The organism is Streptomyces sp. x-80 (assembly GCF_046549095.1).
Taxonomy (GTDB): domain Bacteria; phylum Actinomycetota; class Actinomycetes; order Streptomycetales; family Streptomycetaceae; genus Streptomyces; species Streptomyces celluloflavus.
The window spans coordinates 116178-137285 of the sequence record NZ_JAJPWM010000023.1 but is presented as its reverse complement, the minus strand read 5'-3'; the positions used below and the strand labels follow the sequence as shown (position 1 = coordinate 137285).

Annotated in this window: 18 protein-coding genes; 12 read left to right on the top strand and 6 right to left on the bottom strand. The window is 68.1% G+C overall.

Going from position 1 to position 21108, the window contains the following annotated elements; translation table 11 throughout:
- Window positions 1–39: 39 nt before the first annotated feature.
- A complete protein-coding gene (locus ACLJWH_RS35060) occupies window positions 40–912 on the bottom strand; it encodes a phosphotransferase family protein (protein ID WP_411145854.1) in 873 nt (290 codons plus the stop codon).
- Between the two features lie 225 nt (window positions 913–1137).
- On the opposite strand from ACLJWH_RS35060, the gene ACLJWH_RS35055 reads away from it, so the two are divergent.
- From ACLJWH_RS35055 to ACLJWH_RS35035, 5 genes are all read left to right on the top strand, one after another.
- Window positions 1138–1911: an aminotransferase class IV family protein gene (locus ACLJWH_RS35055; protein WP_411145828.1), complete on the top strand. Its 774-nt coding sequence runs from the start codon at window positions 1138–1140 to the stop codon at window positions 1909–1911.
- Window positions 1912–2036: 125 nt separating this feature from the next.
- Window positions 2037–2918: an SUMF1/EgtB/PvdO family nonheme iron enzyme gene (locus ACLJWH_RS35050; RefSeq protein WP_411145827.1), complete on the top strand. Its 882-nt coding sequence runs from the start codon at window positions 2037–2039 to the stop codon at window positions 2916–2918.
- Window positions 2919–3168: 250 nt separating this feature from the next.
- Entirely contained in the window at window positions 3169–4689 is a 1521-nt protein-coding gene (locus ACLJWH_RS35045) for an N-6 DNA methylase (RefSeq protein WP_411145826.1), read from the top strand.
- A complete protein-coding gene (locus ACLJWH_RS35040; RefSeq protein WP_411145825.1) occupies window positions 4686–5867 on the top strand; it encodes a restriction endonuclease subunit S in 1182 nt (393 codons plus the stop codon). The genes ACLJWH_RS35045 and ACLJWH_RS35040 overlap by 4 nt, the downstream gene beginning before the upstream one ends.
- A gap of 57 nt (window positions 5868–5924) precedes the next feature.
- Window positions 5925–9386, top strand: coding sequence for a DEAD/DEAH box helicase family protein (locus ACLJWH_RS35035; protein ID WP_411145824.1), 3462 nt, complete (start codon window positions 5925–5927; stop codon window positions 9384–9386).
- 1314 nt (window positions 9387–10700) lie between these two features.
- On the opposite strand, the gene ACLJWH_RS35030 is transcribed toward ACLJWH_RS35035, so the two are convergent.
- Both ACLJWH_RS35030 and ACLJWH_RS35025 read right to left on the bottom strand, forming a co-directional pair.
- Window positions 10701–11405: an alpha/beta fold hydrolase gene (locus ACLJWH_RS35030; protein ID WP_411145823.1), complete on the bottom strand. Its 705-nt coding sequence runs from the start codon at window positions 11403–11405 to the stop codon at window positions 10701–10703.
- A gap of 16 nt (window positions 11406–11421) precedes the next feature.
- Entirely contained in the window at window positions 11422–11673 is a 252-nt protein-coding gene (locus ACLJWH_RS35025) for a hypothetical protein (RefSeq protein ID WP_411145822.1), read from the bottom strand.
- A 98-nt stretch (window positions 11674–11771) separates the two neighbouring features.
- Between ACLJWH_RS35025 and ACLJWH_RS35020 the strand changes: the two genes are divergently transcribed.
- The 5 genes from ACLJWH_RS35020 to ACLJWH_RS35000 all read left to right on the top strand — a co-directional run bounded on the left by ACLJWH_RS35020 (window position 11772) and on the right by ACLJWH_RS35000 (window position 15669).
- Window positions 11772–11906: a hypothetical protein gene (locus tag ACLJWH_RS35020; protein WP_411145821.1), complete on the top strand. Its 135-nt coding sequence runs from the start codon at window positions 11772–11774 to the stop codon at window positions 11904–11906.
- Window positions 11907–11926: 20 nt separating this feature from the next.
- The gene (locus ACLJWH_RS35015) at window positions 11927–12217 is read left to right on the top strand and encodes a hypothetical protein (protein WP_411145820.1); all 291 of its coding nucleotides are present in this window, start codon (window positions 11927–11929) and stop codon (window positions 12215–12217) included.
- A gap of 178 nt (window positions 12218–12395) precedes the next feature.
- Window positions 12396–13277 carry a glycerophosphodiester phosphodiesterase gene (locus ACLJWH_RS35010; protein ID WP_411145819.1) on the top strand — a complete coding sequence of 294 codons (882 nt, stop codon included), beginning with the start codon at window positions 12396–12398 and terminating at the stop codon, window positions 13275–13277.
- Window positions 13278–13695: 418 nt separating this feature from the next.
- Entirely contained in the window at window positions 13696–14466 is a 771-nt protein-coding gene (locus ACLJWH_RS35005) for a response regulator (protein ID WP_411145818.1), read from the top strand.
- Between the two features lie 369 nt (window positions 14467–14835).
- Window positions 14836–15669 (top strand): arylamine N-acetyltransferase family protein, encoded by an 834-nt coding sequence (locus ACLJWH_RS35000; RefSeq protein ID WP_411145817.1) that lies wholly within the window; start codon window positions 14836–14838, stop codon window positions 15667–15669.
- 26 nt (window positions 15670–15695) lie between these two features.
- On the opposite strand, the gene ACLJWH_RS34995 is transcribed toward ACLJWH_RS35000, so the two are convergent.
- Window positions 15696–16103, bottom strand: coding sequence for a RidA family protein (locus tag ACLJWH_RS34995; RefSeq protein WP_411145853.1), 408 nt, complete (start codon window positions 16101–16103; stop codon window positions 15696–15698).
- A 97-nt stretch (window positions 16104–16200) separates the two neighbouring features.
- On the opposite strand from ACLJWH_RS34995, the gene ACLJWH_RS34990 reads away from it, so the two are divergent.
- Entirely contained in the window at window positions 16201–16338 is a 138-nt protein-coding gene (locus tag ACLJWH_RS34990; protein WP_411145855.1) for a hypothetical protein, read from the top strand.
- A 723-nt stretch (window positions 16339–17061) separates the two neighbouring features.
- Here the strand turns inward: ACLJWH_RS34990 and ACLJWH_RS34985 are convergent.
- Window positions 17062–18498: a DNA glycosylase AlkZ-like family protein gene (locus ACLJWH_RS34985; protein ID WP_411145816.1), complete on the bottom strand. Its 1437-nt coding sequence runs from the start codon at window positions 18496–18498 to the stop codon at window positions 17062–17064.
- Between the two features lie 408 nt (window positions 18499–18906).
- Window positions 18907–20586: a bifunctional 3'-5' exonuclease/DNA polymerase gene (locus ACLJWH_RS34980; RefSeq protein ID WP_411145815.1), complete on the bottom strand. Its 1680-nt coding sequence runs from the start codon at window positions 20584–20586 to the stop codon at window positions 18907–18909.
- Between the two features lie 179 nt (window positions 20587–20765).
- Between ACLJWH_RS34980 and ACLJWH_RS34975 the strand changes: the two genes are divergently transcribed.
- Window positions 20766–20924 (top strand): hypothetical protein, encoded by a 159-nt coding sequence (locus ACLJWH_RS34975; RefSeq protein ID WP_411145814.1) that lies wholly within the window; start codon window positions 20766–20768, stop codon window positions 20922–20924.
- Window positions 20925–21108: the final 184 nt, after the last annotated feature.

Below are 21108 nucleotides of genomic sequence, written 5' to 3'. Positions count from 1 at the left end.
GCAGGCGTCAGTACGCCTGGACGAGCGGTGAGCGCAGATTCAGCGAGGAACGCCGGTGGAGCGGAGGAGCGAGACGGCCCGAGTCAGCGACGCGCAGGCGGCTGAAGCCTGTTCCTCGGCAGTGAGGTCGCGGATCTCGCGGACGGTGATGAGGTCGATGTCCTGGGGGCGACGGCGATCGAGCCACAGCAGCAAGCGCCAGGCCAGAGCCGGCCCGCTGAACGGCAGCCGGGCCATGAGGCCAACCGGGACCCGGCCGGGCGGAACGCCCTCGTACAGCAGGTCACGCACGAGGTGGAACGCCACGTCTGTGTAATCGACGACGGCGGGGCCTCGGGCACTGGCCTCCCAGTCCACTACGTGCAGCTTGCCGTTGTCGACCAAGAGGTGCTCGGGCTTGAGATTACCGTGGAGGTGGACGACAGGCTGCGAATCGAGCAACTGGAGGGCTTCGGACAGCGCTGCCCACCACGGCCGAAGCCGGCAGCGTGGAGAGAGTTGGTCGAGCAAGAAGTGGTGCTGGAGCACAGGGCGACTTCGTCCACCGGTCCAGCCGGTACCAGGTGTGAGACCGGCCGTAGGGCGGTGGAGTCGGCGGGTCAGCCCGAGGACGTGACCGATATACTCCTCTATCGCCCGGCCTGAACGCATCCCGCAAGGTACACCCGGCAACATGCGGAACACCGTCCAAGATCCAACCTCGGAACTACCGGTGGCCAGGAGCGGCGGAACGGAGAGGCCCCACCGAGCGGCTCGCTGGATCGTCTCCGCCTCACGCTTCCGGCGGCCCTCGGGATCGATCCCCGTGTAGACCTTGAGCAGAGAGCTGTTGTCGACTGCCCGCCACGTTTTGGAGTACGGCCTGATGGTCGCCCGGCCGAACGGACCGTGCCGGAGCTCGATCTCTCGCATCGTCGCGTCAGCGTCGAGCACAGACCACCTCCTGTCGCCGGCATCTCCGTCTGCGTTGCGCGGACGGCATCTCCAGCCGTCCGTGCTTGCATCACAAGCCTGCTGGCAAGTGCGGTACCGCCGGAACGCCCTCCCACCGCCCCGGGACCGAACTTTCACCGAACTTAGGGGCCCTACCAGGCCGTTCACCGCCGAAGGGCACGATCCGGGTGGCACGCTGGCCGCATGGCAGAACTCAATGGAGAACCGGTCGAGCTGGCTCAGCTTCAGACCCTGGCGCTGACCAACTACGGCCACTTCACGTCCATGCGGGTCGACGACGGGCGCGTACGTGGTCTGTCCCTGCACATGAACCGGCTTCGGCGTGACTGCCGAATGCTGTTCGACGCCGACCTCGACCTAGAGCGTGTCCGTGAGCTGGCCCGCCGTGCAGCTCCCGCCACCGGATCCACCGTGATTCGCGTCACGATCTTCGACCCGCACCTCGACCTCGGCCACCCAAGTACAGCCAACGACCCGCATGTGCTGGTGACCTCCCGGCCGGCAGGCGCTCTCCCGCTCCCGCCGCTCAGGGTGCAATCTGAGTGGTATGTCCGCGAAGTGCCGAGCGTTAAGAGCGTCGGTCTCTTCGCCAGCCTTTACCAACGGCGCCAGGCACAGCTGGGCGGATTCGACGACGCCCTCTTCGTAGATCAGGACGGAGTCATCTCGGAAGGCGGCACCTGGAACATCGGCTTCTTCGACGGAAGCCGTGTGATCTGGCCTGATGCCAACTGCCTCGCTGGCGTGACGATGGAGCTCCTGAAGGGAACACACGACCACAACACGCGGTCGGTCCGGCTGGCTGACTTGCCCAACATGGGCGCCGCCTTCGCCACCAACGCGGCGATCGGCGTCCGCGCCATCAAGGCGGTCGACAGTATCGAGCTACCTGAATCCCACGCGATCATCGACACGCTGCGCAAGGAGTACATGGAGATCGGGGGCGACTTGTTGTAACAGCCCTCGCAGCTGAGCCCAGTGGCTAGGCTGGCCAGGACCGATGAGCAACAAGGAGTCCTGGAGTGGCGACAGTTGAGCGGTGGTCCGGGCTGGAAGTCCGAGCCTTACGTGAGGCAACCCGCATGAGTACCGAGGAGTTCGCTACGCGCCTCGGCGTCAGCGACCGCATGGTGTCCAAATGGGAAGCTCGTAAGGACACGATCCGTCTCCGGCAGGTGAACCAGGCCGCCCTGGACACACTCCTCGCTACCTCGGCCCCGGACGTCCACGAACGGTTCGCCAGCCTCGCCCGCTCCCTGGGCACGGTGCTGCCCGCCGTGGAAACCCCGCCCCCCGGGCCGCAGCCCGAGCAGCACCAGGTCCGTCACCCTCACGACGGCAAGATGATGGCCCTGGTCAAGGCCGGCACCTTCCTACGTGGTGAGAGGAACGAGCCGGTCTGGCTTCCGCCCTTCTACGTCGACGTCTTCCCGGTCACCAACAACGACTACGCGCGCTTCGTGGCCGCCACCGGCCACCCGGCGCCCCAACACTGGCACCGCGAAAGGTGCCCGGACAGCATCCTCGACCACCCCGTCGTCTTCGTCACCTGGCACGATGCCACGGCCTACGCGACCTGGGCGGGCAAGGAGCTACCGAGCGCGCAACAGTGGGAGAAAGCCGCCCGCGGCGTGCGCGGTGACACCTATCCCTGGGGCAACAACCGCACGCCAGCCAAGTGCAACTCGCGTGAAAGCGGTATCGGCTCGACGACGCCGGTGAGCCGATACCACAGCGGCGTCTCGCCCTACGGGATCTACGACCTCTGCGGCAACACCTGGGAGTGGTGCTCCACCCGCTCGGAGCCCGGCCGCTACGAACTGAAGGCCGGCGCCTGGACCAGCCCCTTCGCGCGGGCCGCCCCCGCCGTGTTCAACGACGCCTCGGCGGAGATGCTCGACGACGACACCGGGTTTCGCTGCGCCGCCCCGGCGTCCGCTGTCGAAGCGGTGCTCGGCAACTGAGACGGCCAGAGCTTCGCCGAGTACTGCTGAGCGGGCTGCACCCGGTGGCTCTGCGCCTAGCTGGTCAGGATGCCCCTCCACGCGTGGCCGGACAGGGCAGGCGCTGTACTGGACAGATGTCAGCGCCCCAACGACCAGGTAGAACGGGACTCGGCGTAGCCGTCTGGCGTCACCCGTCGCGATCTTGGGACCAGGGCGTACTTGGATCATCCCGCCGCAATTGTCGGCGGGCTCCGCTAACCTCCTCTGCGTGATTACTGGTGAGCTGAAGAGCAAGATCGACCGATTGTGGGATGCGTTCTGGTCTGGTGGGATCTCCAACCCGCTGGAGGTCATCGAACAGATCACCTACCTGATGTTCATCCGGCGCCTGGACATCCTGGAGCAGGCCAAGGAGAACAAGGCCAACCGCACAGGGCGGCCGGTCGAGAACCCGATCTACGCGGACGATGCCCAGGTCTTGCGCTGGTCGGTGTTCATCAACGAGTCCCCCGAGAACATGCTCACCCGGGTGCGCGATGGCGTCTTCCCCTGGCTGCGTACATTGGGGGGCGACGACTCTACATACGCGCACCACATGAGGGACGCGCGCTTCACCATCACGACCTCGAACCTGCTCGCCAAGGCTGTCGACATGCTGAACGACATCGACATGGGTGACAAGGACACCAAGGGCGACCTGTACGAATACATGCTCAGCAAGATCGCCACATCTGGGCAGAACGGGCAGTTCCGCACGCCGCGGCACATCATCCAGCTGATGGTGGAGATGACGGCCCCGCAACCGGGCGACGAGATCTGCGATCCGGCGTGCGGCACGGCTGGCTTTCTGGTGGCCTCCGCCGAGTACGTCGAGCGCACCCACCGTGAGGCGCTCCTCGAGCCGACCCAGCGGCAGCACTTCAACGAGAGCATGTTCCATGGGTTCGACTTCGACAGCACCATGCTTCGCATCGGCAGCATGAACATGCTGCTGCACTCGGTGGAGAACCCCGACATTCGCTACCGCGACTCGCTTGCCCAGAGCGCGGCGGGTGAGGCTGACCGGTACTCCCTCATCCTCGCCAACCCGCCCTTCGCTGGAAGCCTCGACTATGTCGCGACGGCGGCCGACCTCCAGAAGGTCGTGAAGACCAAGAAGACTGAGCTGCTGTTCCTCGCCCTGTTCCTGCGCCTGCTCAAGCCTGGCGGCCGGGCTGCGGTCGTCGTCCCCGACGGGGTGCTGTTCGGGCCGAGCAAGGCGCACAAGGATCTGCGGAAGCTGCTCGTCGAGGGTCACAAACTGGACGCAGTGGTGAAACTTCCCGGTGGCGTGTTCAAGCCTTACGCCGGAGTGTCCACGGCCATCCTGTTCTTCACCAAGACCAACAGCGGTGGCACGGATAACGTCTGGTTTTACGAGGTCTCGGCGGACGGTTGGAGCTTGGATGACAAGCGCGCGCCGTTGCTGGCAGAGGGCAAACTGGGCCCGCTGGTCGGCGATGGTGCGTTGAGCGAGGCTGAGCACGCGATGAACAACCTGCCAGATCTGCTGGCTCGTTGGAAGCGCCGCAACGGCAGTGAGCAGAAGCGAAAGCGAACTGAGCAGAGCTTCTGCGTCTCCAAGGCTGACATTGCCGCCCAGGGGTACGACTTGAGTCTTAACCGGTACAAGGAAGTTGTCCACAGGGAGGTAGAGCACCGGAAGCCAGAGGAAATCATGGACGAGCTGGCGCGGATCGAGGCTGAAATCCAGCAAGGGCTGAGTGAGCTGAAGGGGATGCTGGGATGATCAACTCTGTTCTCCCCCTTGGTAGTCTCATCAAACCAGCTGCACTGCGTCGTGCTGGCTCCCGGGAATTTCCCATTCTCTCTATGACCATGCACCGTGGGCTTGTTGACCAGGGTGACAAATTCAAAAAGAGGGTTGCTAGTCAGGATACTTCTACGTACAAGATCGTGGGACGCGGCCAGCTCGTGGTCGGGTTCCCGATCGATGAGGGGGTGCTCTCCTTTCAGGTAAAGTACGATGAAGCAATCGTGAGCCCGGCCTACGACATCTGGGATATCTCGGATCCAGAACGCATCGACCGCGAGTATCTGGAGCGATTTCTCAAATCACCGAAGGCGCTCGCATATTATGCTGCGAAGCTTCGAGGGACGACTGCACGACGTCGCTCCCTGCCGAAAGATGTCTTCCTTGAACTTCCAGTTGTTGTGCCGGATGATCCGCGACGGCAACGCAAAATCGTGCGGTGGCTGAATCACGTGGATGCGCTGCGTGCTAAGCGCTGTGAAACTATCGCCCTTCTCGATGGTCTTACCCAGTCTGTCTTTGTTGACATGTTCGGCGATCCGGTGAGCAACCCTATGGGTTTGCCGCTGGCACGGCTCACCGATCTGGGTACTCTCGACCGTGGAGTATCGAAGCATAGGCCACGCAATGACCCAAAGCTTCTTGGCGGAATCTATCCTCTGATTCAGACAGGCGACGTAGCTAGATCGCAAGGATATATCCGTGCGTACGAAAGTACGTATTCTGACATGGGGCTCGCTCAGAGTCGCTTGTGGCCTTCGGGGACGCTGTGCATCACCATTGCGGCAAATATCGCCAAGACTGGGATCCTTCAATTCGATGCTTGTTTCCCGGATAGCGTGGTTGGATTCACGTCGGACGCCGCGACCGTCGAGTATGTGCAGACGTGGCTGTCGTTTCTGCAGGAGAATTTGGAAAGAATGGCTCCCGAGTCAGCTCAAAAGAATATCAACCTTGCGACACTTCGGGGACTCTCTATCCCGAACCCCGGGACAGATTTGGTTGAAGAATTCGCTAGCAGGATCGGTGTGGTAGGCAAGCTAAGGGCCACGGCCTCAGCTCACCTTGCCGAGCTAGACGCTCTTTTTGCCTCGCTGCAGCACCGCGCTTTCGAGCGCAAGGTGCGGGCCGAAGGCCCCGTGCCTGCCACCTGATCGTCGCTGTACAGCCCGCTTCGCCTCTGCCCCGCACTAGCGAAAGGTTGCACCACCGTGAGTAACTTCGGGTTCCTCCAGGCCGAGTGGTCGGAGCTGCACAGCGAAGCCATCCGTGCCGAGCGACTGGCGTACGCGGATCCGCGGGCGTCCGCGTTCTACGCGCGGCGGGTGCTGGAGCTCGCGGTGACGTGGCTGTTCGAGGTGGATGACACCCTCAAGCTGCCGTACCACGACGATCTGGCGGCGCTGCTTGCCGAGCCGACGCTGCTAAAGGCGGCTGGCCCTGCGATCCGGGCGAAGATGGATGTGATTCGGCGGCAGGGCAACGTTGCCGTGCATCGCAAGACCCCCGTCGCTTCGAAGGATGCGGTGCGCACGGTGGCTGAGCTGTTCCATGTCCTGTACTGGATGGCCCGCACCTACACTCGCGATCAGGCTCAACTGCCCGCTTCCACGCTCGCGTTCGACACGGCGCTGATACCTCGGCCGGTTCCGGCCGAGGTGCGGATCGCCAAACAGGCCGAGTTGAAAGCACAGGCCGAGAAGTACGCCGAGCAGGATGCCTCCCTGGCAGCCGAGCGGAAGAAGAACCAGGACCTCGACGCCGAGATAGCCCAGCTGCGCGCACAGATCAAGGCGGCCAAGGCCGCGAACGAGGCACAGTCGGACACCCACGACTACAACGAGGCCGAGACCCGTAGCCTCATCATCGACCTCCTTCTCAAGGAGGCCGGCTGGGCGCTGGACCAGCCGAGAGACCGTGAATACCTGGTCACCGGGTTGCCTCCCTCGGCTGCACCCTCCGGTAAAGGAAAGGTCGACTACGTCCTGTGGGACGACGACGGCAAACCCCTGGCAGTCGTCGAGGCCAAGAAGCCCACCCGTGACCCGCAGCAGGGCAAGTACCAGGCGACCCTCTACGCCAATGCCCTGGAAGCGAAGTTCAAGCAGCGGCCGGTGATCTTCTACACCAACGGCTATCGCACCTACCTGTTCGACGACCTCAACTACCCGCCCCGCGAGGTCCAGGGCTTCTACACCAAGGACGAGCTGCGCCTTCTGGTCCAACGCCGGGCCAGTCGTCGCAACCTCGCCAAATTGCCGATCAACGAGCAGATCGCCGGCCGCCACTACCAGTCCCGCGCGATCCGGCGGATCGCCGACTCCTTCGAAAAGGACTCTCTGCGCCACGCCCTGCTCGTGATGGCGACGGGCTCCGGCAAGACCCGCACCGTGATCGCACTCAGCGACCTGATGATGCGCGCCAACTGGGCCAAGCGCATTCTCTTCCTCGCCGACCGCAAGGCCCTGGTCAAGCAGGCCACCAACGAGTTTAAGAAGCACCTTCCCGGTGCCCCGGTGGTCAACCTACTGGAGGAAAAGGACCCCAACGCACGGGTGTTCGTCTCCACCTACCCGACCATGATGAATCTGATCGACCAGACCGACGCCGAGGGCCGCCGGCCCTTCGGTCCCGGCTTCTTCGATCTGATCGTCATCGACGAGGCACATCGCTCGATCTATCAGCGATACGGCGCGATCTTCGACTACTTCGACGCGCTCCTTGTCGGCCTCACAGCGACTCCCAAGGACGAGGTCGACCGGAACACCTATCGGCGCTTTGAGCTCGAAGACGGTGTGCCTACCGACGTCTACAGCCTGGACGAGGCAGTGGCCGAGGGCTACCTGGTGGCGCCGCGTGCTGTCGATGTCCCGACGAAGTTCCAGCGGGGCGGCATCAAGTACGACGACCTGTCCCCTGAGGACAAGGAGAAGTGGGACGAGACCGAGTGGAGCGAGGACGGTGACATCCCTGACGAGATCACCACGGAGGAATTGAACAAGTATCTTTTCAACGCCGACACCGTCGACAAGGTCCTGCAGACCCTCATGACGCACGGACTGAAGGTCGACGGCCGCGACAAGCTCGGCAAAACCATCATCTTCGCCGCCAACAACCACCACGCGGAGTTCATCGCCGAGCGGTTCGACAAGAACTACCCGCACCTCAAGGGCGCCTTCGCGCAGGTAATCACCTACCGCAAGGAGTACGCCCAGAGCCTGATTGACAAGTTCTCCGATGCGGCGGAGCTTCCCCAGATCGCCATCTCCGTGGACATGCTGGACACCGGCATCGACGTCCCCGAAGTCGTTAACCTCGTCTTCTTCAAGCTGGTGCGCTCCAAGACCAAGTTCTGGCAGATGATCGGCCGCGGCACCCGCCTCGCGCCCGACCTGTTCGGCCCGAACCGCAGCAAGGACGGCTTCCTGGTCTTCGACCTGTGTCGGAACATCGAGTTCTTCAACCAGAACCTGATGCGAGCCGAAGGCAAGGTCGCTCCCTCGCTGAGTCAGCGGATCTTCGAGCGTCGCGCCGACCTGCTCCTCGCCCTCGACGGGGCATCTGACCCCCGCCAAGGGGCGGCCGCGGAGGCTGCCGTTCGCCCTGAGACCGATGGCACGGCCAGCGAGTCCGGTCTGCGGTGGGACCTCGCCACACGGCTGCACGACGAGGTCACGGCGATGAACCCAGACAACTTCTTGGTCCGCCCGCATCGCGAGCAGGTGGAAGCCTTCGCCGACTTTGACGCCTGGCTTGCGTTCACGCCCGACGCGCACGGCCAGGTCATCGATCATCTGGCCGGGCTCCCGACTGCCTTCCGTGACAAGGACGACACCGGGGAGGAGGCCAAGCGATTCGACCTGCTCGCGCTCCGTCTCCAGCTCGCCATTGCTAATGGAGACCCGGGATTCACTCGTCTACGGGACCAGGTCCAGGAGATCGCGTCGACCCTGCTCAATCAGAAGGTCATTCCTGCGATCAAGGCCCAGCAAGTCCTGCTCGACGAAGTCGCAGGCGATGAGTGGTGGCAGGACGTGACGTTGCCCCTGCTGGAGACGATGCGTCGTCGATTGCGCGGGCTCGTCCGGCTGATCGAGAAGTCCAAGCGCGGCATCGTTTACACCGACTTCGAGGACGAGCTCGGCGAACTGACCGCTGCCACGCTCAGCGGCATGGAGATCGGTACGGACCTCACCCGCTTCGAGCAGAAGATCCGGATTTACCTCAACACGCACCAGGACCAACTCGCCGTCCAGAAGATCCGCCGCAACAAGCAGATCACCGCCCTGGATCTGTCGGAGCTGGAGAAGATCTTCGTTGAGGCCGGCCTCGGGACCACGGCAGACATCGACTACATCAAGGATGCCAAGGGCGGCCTCGGCTTGTTCCTGCGGTCGCTGACAGGTTTGGAGCGGGAGGCGGCGGCCCTAGCCTTCGATACCTTCCAACAGGGCAAGACGCTCACAGCCCACCAACTCCGGTTTGTCAACGAGCTGATCGACTACCTGGCGCGCAACGGCACGATAGACGTCGACGCGCTGTATGAGTCGCCCTTCACTGCCCTCGCTCCGACCGGTCCCGAAGCGATCTTCCCCGAGGCTGAGGTGGATGTCATGGTGTCCGTCATTCACTCGATCCGCTCTACCGCCGTCGCCGCCGAAGGCGCGGCGTGATCAACAAGGTACAGAGGAGAGGCAATGAGCCAACAAGAGGTCGCCGATGAGTGCCCTGGAACGGGGCAGCATGGGCACATGGACGAAAGCGCACCTGGCGACGAGTGGTACGTGATCTGCCACGTGTGCGGTACGAAGTGGGCGGGAGGCAGCACCCTCCTCGAGCCCCACAGGGACCTGCGGAAGCGCTGAGGCTCGGGCTGGCGTTGCGTGAGCATTGCGTGAGCGGATGGTGCGGCACACGACGGACTGGGCGTCAGAGGAATCGCGGCGGCGCGTCCCTGACCTGGGGAAACGGGATGCCGCGTCAGATAACAGCACCCACCGTCACGATCTTGCACCCCCTCGTAATGCGTAGGTCTCGGGTTCGAATCCCGAAGGCGGCTCTGTAGAAGCCTCAGGACTCACTCGCCGTGACCTGGGGCTTTTGCTTTTCTGGGGTGTGGTGCAGGGTGCGGCTCTCGCCGAGGCCCGCGGCCGCAAACCCCACCCCGACGGCGCCCCTTCCCCACCGCGGTAGCCAGTAGGCCACGCCGAATGTGACCTGTACGGCCGACAGGCCGTCGCGAGGAGATGCCCCAGCCACCGCGGAGCCCCTCTGCTCTCGCGCTCTCCATGGCGGCGCACGCCGTACTCAGTCTGTCTTGGGCGGCTGACGAGGGACTGGTCAGGGAGCGTTCCGGATGGTGGCGGAAGACCAAATCCGGGGCGCGGCCCAGGTAGTGGTTGGTCTGCTCCAGAGTTTCCCGGAGACGATCGGCGTCGACGGAGTGCTCGGCTTGGCCGGCGGCCGGGAGGAAGCCGACCTCGGTAGGGAGCTCGAAGGAGGGCGGAGTGGAGGGCGATCGGTGTCTCGCGTTCGGTGGGCGTGACGTCGTGGCGGCGACCCGCCCACCGCGGCCAGGGTCCGCATCACGCAGCTCCGGCGCCGCCTCGGCAGTGCCCGTCGAGGCGGCGCGGCTCCGCCGTGCGGCCCGGTGCGGGGAGGCTCACCCTCGTGGACGTGGTCCGTGCCGGTTTGTCGGCTCCGGATCTCCCCACGGATCGTGGCGCGCGGGGCTTGAGAGGGGGAGCCCTGGTAACCGGTTCCCGGCAGACCGGTCGCTGTCCGGCCGCACACACGACGAGGCCGCTGCCACCCCACGGGGAGCGGCGGCCTCGTTGTATCAGTGCCAGTGCCAGTGCCAGTGCCAGTGCCAGTGCCAGTGCTGGCCGGTCGCCCGGCACCCTTGACCAGACCAGACCAGACCAGACCAGACCAGACCAGACCAGACCAGACCAGGTCAGCTCAGGGCGAAGATCCGGGTCACCTGCTCATCGCTGAGGAAGGCCAGCAGCATCCGGTTGACGAGTTCCGGCCTCTCGATCGGTACGGCGTGCGAGGTGCCGGGCAGGACGGCGAGCTGGGCGGTCGGGGAACGTGCGCTTCATCGCGGCGCTGTGCTCCGGCTGCACGCCGTCCCGGTCGCCCTGCATGATCAGCACCGGCACGGTGATCTTCCGCAGGGACTCCAGCTCGAACTGTGGGCCGTCGCGCCACACTGTGGGCCGCCGCGCCACATGGCCATCAGTTTCTCCAGGACCACCGCGGACCACCCGGAAGTGCTCCGGTCCGTCAGGGGAGAGCACCTCGTACGGACCGAGGAACATGGCGGTGAGCGCCTGGCGGCTCTCCTCGCCGCCGTCCATCAGGTTCGCCGTGTGGTCGGTGAAGCCCTCGGAGGTACCGGACCCGAACAGTGCCAGTTTGGTGACGAGGCCGAGACGGCGCAGCGCGAGATGCATGGCGACGATGCCGCCGTCGCTCCAGCCCACCACCCGGACCGGGCCGAGGCCGAGCTCCTCGATGAACGCGGCGGTGTCGTCCGCCATGACCGGGTAGGAGATGGGCCCCGCCACGTCCTGGGTGCGGCCGTGGCCGCGCCGCTCTGGAACGAACACCTGGTAGTGCTCCGCGAGCGCGGCTATCTGGGCCGGCCAGCTGTCCGCCGTGACACCGCCGCCGTGGAGCAGCAGCAACGGCTCGCCCTTACCCTCACCCCGCGCCTCGTAGTGCGTTCCGTACTCCCCGCACCATCACATACGAGCCCATCCGGTCCGCCTTCCCTCGGTCCTGAGCCGTTGCCGTGGCGAGTTCCCGCAACGCCGCGACATCGGCCTTTCCGATCGCCGTCACCGGGGACCCCGCCACCACGGCCCACCACAACGGGGCCGCGTATGTGGGCAGTTGGCCAGCAACGAACCGCCGCAGACCGGCCATCGCCGCCCCCTCGTTCCGCGGGATCACGGCCGTGAGGATGTGGCGTTCCCCCGGCCCGTCGTCGACGGCCCGGCGCGTGCCGCGACCTGATCGGCGTCGCCGATGTCCTCACCGTCCTCGATGCCTTGCCGGTCACCGGCATCAACCGCACGACGGTCAACGTGGCGTCCGGCTGCACGGCGCCGATCGAAAGCATCGCCGGACGCATCCCGCATTGGACGCATCCCGCGCTGTACGCATCCCGCGTCGGACGGGTGTGAGCGCGCGCCGGAGTTACGGCGTGTCGGTGGTCACCCAGGAGATCTCCACCGTGAAGCTCCGCGCGCCGGTACCGGACGTCAAGGCCATGGGTTCCGGTCTCGGTCCCGACTGCTATCCCGGCGTCCTCGACAGGTCCCCCCTCGGCCGGCCCGACGGCTGGGCCGCCGCCCCATGTCACGCGCGTCCAGGGAGAGAGCAGATGGTTGATGTGGCCGTCGCCGGTGGTGGCGGGCTGCCCGGGGCCCGGCTTCGCCTCGCGAAGGTGGCCCTGTGCGAACGGGACCCCGAAATCTCGGCCTCACGCCTCTGACCTGGGGAAACGGGGGGCGTGGCGGAGCCGTACGGGGCGGTCCGGGGGTGTTCGCGTGGCGGGTCCGGAGGGTTCGGGGCATGTTGGATGGAGAGCCGTATTCCCGGAGGGATGGGCTAGCGGGGCATGCCTGACGCGGGCGCCGTCGCCTGCGGGTGAAGGAACGGGAGGCTCCCGCATGCTGCGGAGATCTGCGCGGACGGCCGCCGCCGGGGTCGCCTTCCTGATCGCGGCGGCGGTGCCGTCGTCGGTGTGGTCGTCCGCGTCGGCGCTCGTGCCGGGAGCGGGAGCGGGGGCACGGCGGGGCACGGGGGCGGGGGGTGCGCCAGTGGTGATAGCGCATCGCGGGGCCTCCCGTTACGCGCCGGAGAACACGCTCGCCGCGGTGGACGCGGCGCACCACCACGGATTCCTCTGGGTCGAGAACGATGTACAGCGCACCAAGGACGGGCAATTGGTGGTGATGCATGACGCGACGCTGAGGCGGACGACCGACGCGGCGAAGGTGTTCCCCGGACGGGCGCCGTGGCGGGTCGGCGACTTCACGGCCGCCGAGATCGCGCGGCTGGACGCCGGCAGCTGGTTCGGGAAACGCTTCGCGGGCGAGCGGGTGCCGACGCTCGCGGACTATCTGCGCCGTGTGGACCGCAATGGCCAGCGGTTGTTGCTGGAGCTCAAGTCCCCTGAGAAATATCCAGGAATCGAGGCACAGGCCATCCGTGAATTGCGAGAGCTGGGGTGGCTGGATCGCGCACACATCAACAGCCGGCTGATCGTCCAGAGCTTCTGTGTGCGGTGCGTGCGAACGGTGCACGAGCTGGTGCCACAGGTGCGTACGGGAATTCTCGGGGCACCTGACGTGGGCGAACTGGCGCACTGCGCGCGGTTCGCCGACCAGATAAACCCCCCTGTATCCGCCCTCAGTTCACGCTGGACGGCGTCTGTGCACCGGCTGCGCGGCCCGCACGGCAGACCGTTGGAGATCTACGCATGGAACGCGGCGAAGGACGCGAGCGCGCGGACGGCCGTGGAGTGGGGTGTCGACGGCATCATCGTCTAGACGGGGCGTAGTTGGTGAGGGTCCGCGTCCACTTCCGCCTCGGGATCCGTTCTGTGAGGGTCCGTGAGGGTCGGTGAGGGTTCGTGAGGGTCCGTGAGCAACGCCTTTCCGATACCTGACCACCTACGGGTGTCGCCCCCTCCACGGCCACGGCAGATGCCGGACGAGGTGCCTGGCGGCGGTACGGCACCCGCCGGCAGCGCTACGGGAAGCGCGGCGGCTGGGGCACCCACCGCGTCCATCGGAGATGCGGTGCCACCCGGACCCCCAACGGACGCTCCAGTTCCTGAGGTTGCTTCGGTTCCTCGTGTACGGGCTCTGTCTGCGGCCGGAGCGCCGCCCCCTCGTACGGCGACGGACGGTGTGCATCGCTCATCGCCACATCCGCCTCACAGGTCGCATGACAAGATGAGCAGTCGTGACGATTCGGGTGCTGGTCGCGGACGACCAGGAGATGGTGCGCCGGGGCCTTCGGCGGATTCTGGCGAACCAGCCGGACATCGAGGTGGTCGGCGAGGCCGCGGACGGGGTGGCCGCGCTGGAGGCGGCGCGGGTGCTCCGCCCGGATGTCGCGCTGGTCGACATCCGGATGCCGCGCATGGACGGCCTGGAGGTCACCCGCCGTCTGGCGGAGGGGATTCCCGCCGACGGTACGCATCCGAAGACGCGGGTCCGGGTCGTGGTCGTGACGACCTTCGACCTCGACGAATACGTGTATCCCGCGCTGCGTTACGGTGCCGCCGGCTTTCTCCTCAAGCGTTCCGGAGCCACGCTTCTGGTGGAGGCGGTACGGGCGGCGATGGCCGGGGACAGCCTCATCAGCCCCTCGATCACCGTACGGCTGCTCCGACACGTCACAGGGAGCCGGCCCGCCGGGAATCATTCCACCGGGACCCGTTCCGTTGGGAGGCGTAGCGGGGGCCGTTCCACCGGGGACCGGCCCGCTGCGGACCGGCCCACTGCGCCGCGGGCGCTGGAGGCGCTGACCGAGCGCGAGACGGAGATCGCCGGCCAGGTGGGGGAGGGCAAGACCAACGCGGACATCGCGCGGGAACTCTTCATCTCGGCAGGCACTGTGAAGACCCACGTCGCCAGCATTCAGCGCAAGCTCGGCGTACGGAACCGGGTCGGCATCGCCGTACACGCCTGGGAGATGGGGTACGTGGGGCGGCAGCGGCCCGAGTGGTGACGTCTGGCAGCGACGGACGGACACACGGACCGGACACATGGACCAGGTGCTCCGGACGCCGTCGCACCCTGATCCATCCCCGCACCCTGATCCATCCCCGCACTCATGACGCGCCCGCACTCAGGATGTCCCCGCCCCACCCGGTCCCACTCCACCCCACCCCACCCAAGGAGACCCGGCGGCATACAACCAGCCGAGGAGGGAACCCAGGCCCTGGCGGACTCGGACCGTAGGCCGATGAGCCGATCGCGGTGCACGTACGGCGTCTTCTAGGGTTGGTGACCGGGCCATGCCCATAGTCGACGAGCAAGCGCGCTTCGGCGAAGAAGCGTGCCAATGATGAGCGTGCCCACAGGAGGAAGCAGCGCCATGACAGATTCCGTTTCCGTCTGGGGCGGAGACCAACTGGATCTCGATGCCTACCTCGACCGCATCGGTTACGAAGGTGACCGCGAGCCGACCCTGGAGAATCTCCGGAAGCTGCACGCCGGGCACACCGCGTCGATCGGCTTCGAGAACATCGACATCGTGCTGGGCCGTCCCATCCTGCTGGACCTGGCATCGCTCCAGTCCAAGATGGTCGAGCAGCGCCGTGGCGGCTACTGCTACGAGCAGAACCTGCTCTACGCCGCCGCCCTCGACAGCCTCGGCTTCGCGGTCTCCGGCCTCGGCGCCAGGATCCGCATGGGCGAGGACAAGATCCGCGCGGTCACGCACGCGCTGCTGAAGGTCGAGGTGGACGGCGCGGACTGGATCACCGACGTCGGCTTCGGCGGCGAGGCGCTGCTCGAACCGCTTCCGCTGCGGGCGGGGACCGAGGCCCGGCAGGGCGGCTGGACCTTCGGCCTGGAATACGAGCAGGAAACCGGGGCTTGGGTGCTGCGGTCACTCCACGAGGACGGCTGGTTCGACCTGTACGCCTTCGGCACGGAGCCGCGCTTCGCCGCCGACTACACCGTCTTCAACCACTACATCTCCACCCACCCGCGCTCACCGTTCACGGGCCGGACGGTGGTCCAGCGCCCGCACCCCGAACGGCGTAGCGCGCTGATCGGCCGGGAGTTCACCCGGACCCGCCCGGACTGGTCGCGTGAGGTGCGCGAGGTGGCGCCGGAGGAGATACCGGGCCTGCTGGAAACGGAGTTCGGGATTTTTCTGTTGGCGCAGGATGCCGAGGCGCTGGTGGCGTTCCACCGGGAGTGAACGGTCGGCCCGGCCAGGACCGGGCCCTACTGGCCGTCCCGCCGGCGGACGACGGCGATGCCTTCGAGTTCGATCAGGGCGTCCTCGTCCCACAGGCGGGTGGCGCCGATGACGGCCATGGCCGGATACTCACTGCCGACCAGGCGCTTCCAGACCCGCCCGATGTCGGGGGCGTGGCGGCGGTAGTCGGCGACATCGACGGCGAAGACGGTGAGCTTGGCGAGGTCGGACGGGCCCGCGCCGGAGGCCGCTGCCACGTCCAGCAGATTGGTCAGCGCCCGCTCGAACTGCTCGACGATGCCGCGTCCGACGACCCGGCCGGAACCGTCGAGGGCGGTCTGTCCGGCAAGGAAGACCATGGTGCCGGAGGTGGCCCGGACGGCGTGGCTGAATCCCGTCGGCGGCGCCAGATGCGGCGGATTGATACGTTCCAGCCCGGATCCGCCTCGGCGGCCACTTGCGTCTCCGCTTCCGCTTTCGACTCCGCGTCCGCTTCGGCTTCCGTGGACGGACCCTTCTCTGCCTCCATCGTTGCCGCTGGCAGCATCGCCATCTTCGCTGCTGCCTTTGTGGCTGTGGCTGCGGTTGTCGCTCTTGCTGTCGCTGTCGCTGTCGCTGTCGCTGCGGCGGCTGCTCTTGCTGTCGCGCGACCTGTCCGGACCGTCCTGATTCTGATTACTGGGGGCACTCCGCCCGCCCAGCCCACTCGGGTCACCTGAACCACCCAGGTCACCTGAACCACTCGGGCTACCCAGACCACCCCCTCCGCTCACACGATTCGTGCCACCCAGGTCACCCGCGCCGTTCTCTCCACCCGCGCTGCCCTCTCCACCCGCGCTGCTCTCTCCACCCGCGCTGCCCTCTCCACCCTTATCACTCACGGTCAGTGGTCTCCCTCCTCCGCCAACTCATGTCACACGCCCAGGGATTGAAGCGCGTCCTGTTCCTCCTGCGGAAGCAGTTCGTCGGAGATGACGAGAGCGAAGTCGGCCGGCGGCGCCGGCTCGCAGAGCGCCTGACCCGCCCGAGGTATCAGAAGCCTCTCCGGTATCGGTCAACGCTGGTCCTTTCCCGGACCGGATATCGGCCCACCCGCGGCGCGACCCCCTGCTCGGGGAGTTTAAGGCGTACGGGACGGATCGGGACGGGCCTCGCCGCCCGGCACGCCCGCAGGTCAGGGGGCCGCCAAACCGGATCGGCACCCTTGCGGCGGTCTCCGGAACCGGTCCCGGGGCGATGCCCAGAAGCACAGCCCAGGGCGACCGCGACACCCCGCCCGCCGCCCCACCCGGACAGCCGCACGGAGCCGAAGAGCCGCACGGGCCACACAGGCCGTACGAGGCAATCGGGCCGGCCGGCACAACCGCGCCAGGCTCGTGGACCGAGCCGCCGTCACGCACCCCCCTTCCGCAGCGCCGCGATGCGCGGGGCGCGGCTCTTGGGGGAGTCGAGGCTGAAGCTGCGGGCATCGCCGAGCTGGTCGCGTGCGAACACCTCGGTCGTGGCGACCGCCGTACGCAGCGCGGCGTCTGGCCGTACGAACGAGGTCCAGACGATGGCCCCCGCGTCCGGGTCGTACTCCCACAGGCCCACCAGGCGGCCGCGGTCCAGGATCATATGGGTGGGGGAGTCGGACAGGGCGCCGAGCACGCTGCCCGGTTTGCCGCCCGGTACGGCGCGGTCCGCGTCCGCCGGATCCAGCAGGCGGCCGAAGTCGCGGTGCAGCAGATGGATTCCGTCGTTACCGGCGAGCAGCGCGTACTGAGGCTCCTTCGGGACGGCGAAGTCGGCCAGCGCGGCGGCTTGTTCCGGCGTGGCGAGCAGCACCGCGCCGGTGGGAGAACCGTCCGGAACGGGGGCCGGATCCGGGAGGGGAACCAGCCCCAGCCCGGCCACCGCCGTCTTGGCGGCGGCCGCCGTCAGGTTCGAGAACCACCGGAAGTGCCGAAGCGAGGCCGGCCCCGCCCACGCGAAGTACCGCCGCGCCAACTCGGCCCGCACCCGGTCCGCTGCGGACCGCGCGGCATCCCGGCCGGCGTCAGGGACGGTCTCCGTGTTGTTGCCGGGGCCGACAGCCGGAGCGGGAAGGGGGGCGGGGGCGGCTCCCGTGAGATCCGGTCCCGCGTCGTCGGAGAGCCGTCCGGGAACGTCGCCCGCCCGCCCCGGTCCCGCACTCGTCCGCTCCCCCAGGGGGGACGGCGACCACCGCACATACCTGTAACGCTGCTGGTCCAGACGGCCGTTGACCGGCACCCGGCGGATCGCGCCGCGCGCCTGGAGGAGGCCGAGGGCGAGTGGCAGCGTCGTCGTCACCCCGCGTTTCCTGCCCGCCTCGCCCAGGGAGCGTACGGCCGGACCGACCGCCTTCTTGAGCGCGGCGGGGTCGAGCGGCGCCCCGGCGGCCGTCAGCACGCCGAGCACCGCCGTACCGAGCGCGTCGATCTCCCGCTCGGTCACCCCCAAGTGCTCGACGGCAGCGGCGAGGTCGGCTTCCGGTGCGCTCGTCCCGGCGCGCAGCCCGAGCGCGTAGTCGGCGGCGGGCAGGACATACGTACAGCCGCGGGCGGACGGCAGCTCGTGGATCTCCAGGCGGGCGACGGCTTCGTCGACCGCTGCCCGGTCCGTCCCGGCGCGCGCGAACAGCCCGAGATAGGGACCGGAACCGCCTACCGAGCGCGCCCAGCCGGTCTCGGCCAGTACGGCGTCAGGACGGGCGCCTCGCAGCCGGCCGTCCAGCCCCTGCCGATGCCACCACCAGGCACGCAGTCGCGCCATCTCCGCCCCGCCGGCCGTCGCCGCCGGCCCGCCCGCTCCGCTCACGCCACTCATGCCTCCACCTTGCCGCCACCCACGGCGCGCCGCCCGTCCGGCGCGCATGCCCGCCACGACATCGCCCTGCACAGCCACGACGACCTCCCGCCCGGCCCCGACGGGGTCCCGCTCGCCCGTTCCGCCCCGGCAGGCCCCCGCCCGCTCCCTCCGCTCCCTCCGCTCCCTCCGTTCCGCCCGCTCCGCGGCCGGCCCCCGGCGGGAGCGCCGCCCCGGTGCCCCCACCAGGGCCGCCCACAACTTCCCCACCAGCGCACGCAGTCGATCCGTACGATGCACGGCGTCCCCCTTCGTCCCCCGTCGCGGCAGCCCCCGATCCCGCCGCCCGATCACTGCATCCCCCGCCGCGGTCCCCCGTACCGCCCCGCCACCCCCGATTCCTCCCCTACTCCCACCCCGAGGCCACCCTCACTTCGCGTCCGCGTAGCAGTTCACCACCGCCGTCGTGAACGGAAAGCGGACCGGGGTCTCCCCGAACGCGATCCGGCCCGCCGTCGCGGCCGCCGCCGTGATCGCGGCGGACACCGTCCCGGCCTCCTCCGCGGGACAGTGCACGATCACCTCGTCGTGCTGGAAGAAGACCAGCTCGGCCCGGAGCCCGGCCTCGGACAGCGACTGGCGCAGCGCGGCCAGCATGAGCAGTGCCCAGTCCGCGGCGCTGCCCTGCACCACGAAGTTGCGGGTGAAGCGGCCGCGGGCGCGGGCCGCCGAGCTGCTGCCGTAACCGGTGGACGGGGCCTCCTCCTGGGGCAGCCCCGCCTCGTCGGGTGCCGTCACGGACGCGGGCGGGCTGGTACGCCCCAGCCAGGTGCGCACCAGACGGCCCTCCTCGCCCGCGCGCGCCGCCTCGTCGACATACGCCACCGCGGCCGGATAGCGGCGGCGCAGATCGGCCATGTGCTTGAGCGCGTCCCCGGACGTCTGGCCGTAGACGGCCCCGAGCAGACCGAGCTTGGCCAGGGCGCGGTCGCCCCCGAACGCGCGGGCCGCCAGACCCGCGTACAGATCCTCGCCGCTGCCCGCCACCTCCATCAGACCGCGGTCACGGGACACGGCGGCCAGCACCCGCGGCTCCATCTGGGCCGCGTCGGCGACGACCAGACGCCATCCCGGGTCGGCGAGCACGGCCTGCCGGATCACCTTCGGGATCTGGAGCGCGCCGCCGCCGTTGGTGATCCAGCGGCCGGAGACCGTACCGCCGGGAAGGTACTCGGCCCGGAACCGGCCGTCGTGCACCCACTGCTGCAACCACGCCCAGCCATGGGCGGTGTGCAGGCGGTACAGCGTCTTGTACGCCAGCAGCGGCGCCACCGCCGGATGGTCGATCTGCTGAAGCTCCCACTTACGGGTCGACGTGAGCGAAATCCCGGCGCCGGCAAAGGCTTTGATGATCTCGTTCGGCAGATCCGGACGCACCCGCGCCCCCTCCCCGAAGGCCCGCGACACCTCCTCCGCCAGCTCCGCCATCCGGCGCGGCTCCAGCCCGCCCGGATAGCGCTCGCCCAGCAGTTCGGCCAGCAGCTCGCGGTGCACATCCGCCCGCCAGGGCACCCCGGCCCGCCCCATCTCCGCGGCGACCAGCATCCCCGCTGACTCGGCGGCGAGCAGCAGCCGCATCCGCTCCGGATGCTCGGTCCGCGCCGTACGCGCCACCTGGTCCGCGTAGACGTCGAGCAACGCCGTGAACTCGTCCGTGCCGGGCGGCAGCGGCACCGGGCCCGGTTCGAACAGGGACGGCTGGGGCTCGGCGGCCCGCATCGGCGTGTCCTCCGGGACCGGCAGTCCGCGCAGCCGCGCCCACGCCGCGGCCAGCGAGTGCGGCTGGCCCGACTGCCCCTCCTCGTGCCCGATCAGCAGCGCCTCGGCGGCCTCGACGTCGTAGCAGCGCTCGATCCGTACGCCCGCCGCCAGCAGCCGCCGGTACGTCTCCTGGGTGGACCGCCACACCCACCGCTCCACCTCGGGGCGCGCCCGCACGGCCTCGGCGAACGAGGATTCCCGCAGCACCGGACCGGCGGGCCTGCCGTCCGGAGCGAGTGGGCAGAGACGGACACCCCCGTCGCCCGTCTCCGCCACCGCCCATCTCATACCCCCGAGTCTTCCACCAGGGTCTGACAATGGCCCCGACCAGCGCTTTCGGCGCGTTCCCCGGCCGCCGCAGCACTCCGTACGCACCCGCGGGGCCCGCTCGTGTCCCGTGCGGCGGGCGAGCTGGGTGGCCTCCGACCAGGCCCGCCCGCGGGACCTCGCCGCGCTCCGCGAAGAGCGTGACCGCCACCGCCTCGTCGGTGAACTCCCCTACCCCGGCCACCCGGCCCCCGTGGACCACCACCGGCGAGATCCAGCCGGTCGCCCGGCTCACCGCCGTGCGCCGACCGGCCACGATCAGCCGGGTGTCCGCGGCACCGGGCCCGAGGACGTACTGACCGGAACCGGCCGGCAGACGCACTTCCCGCGACTGTTCTGCCCCGGTCGGCGCGTCGGCGGCGTCCTCGCTCCGTACGGAAGCCCCGCCCACGCCGTCCACCTCGCGGCCGCCGTCAGCCGGTCCCTGAGTGTCCGGCGAACCAGCCGCGCAGCACGGCCCTACGGGGCGCCCCGCGCGGCAGC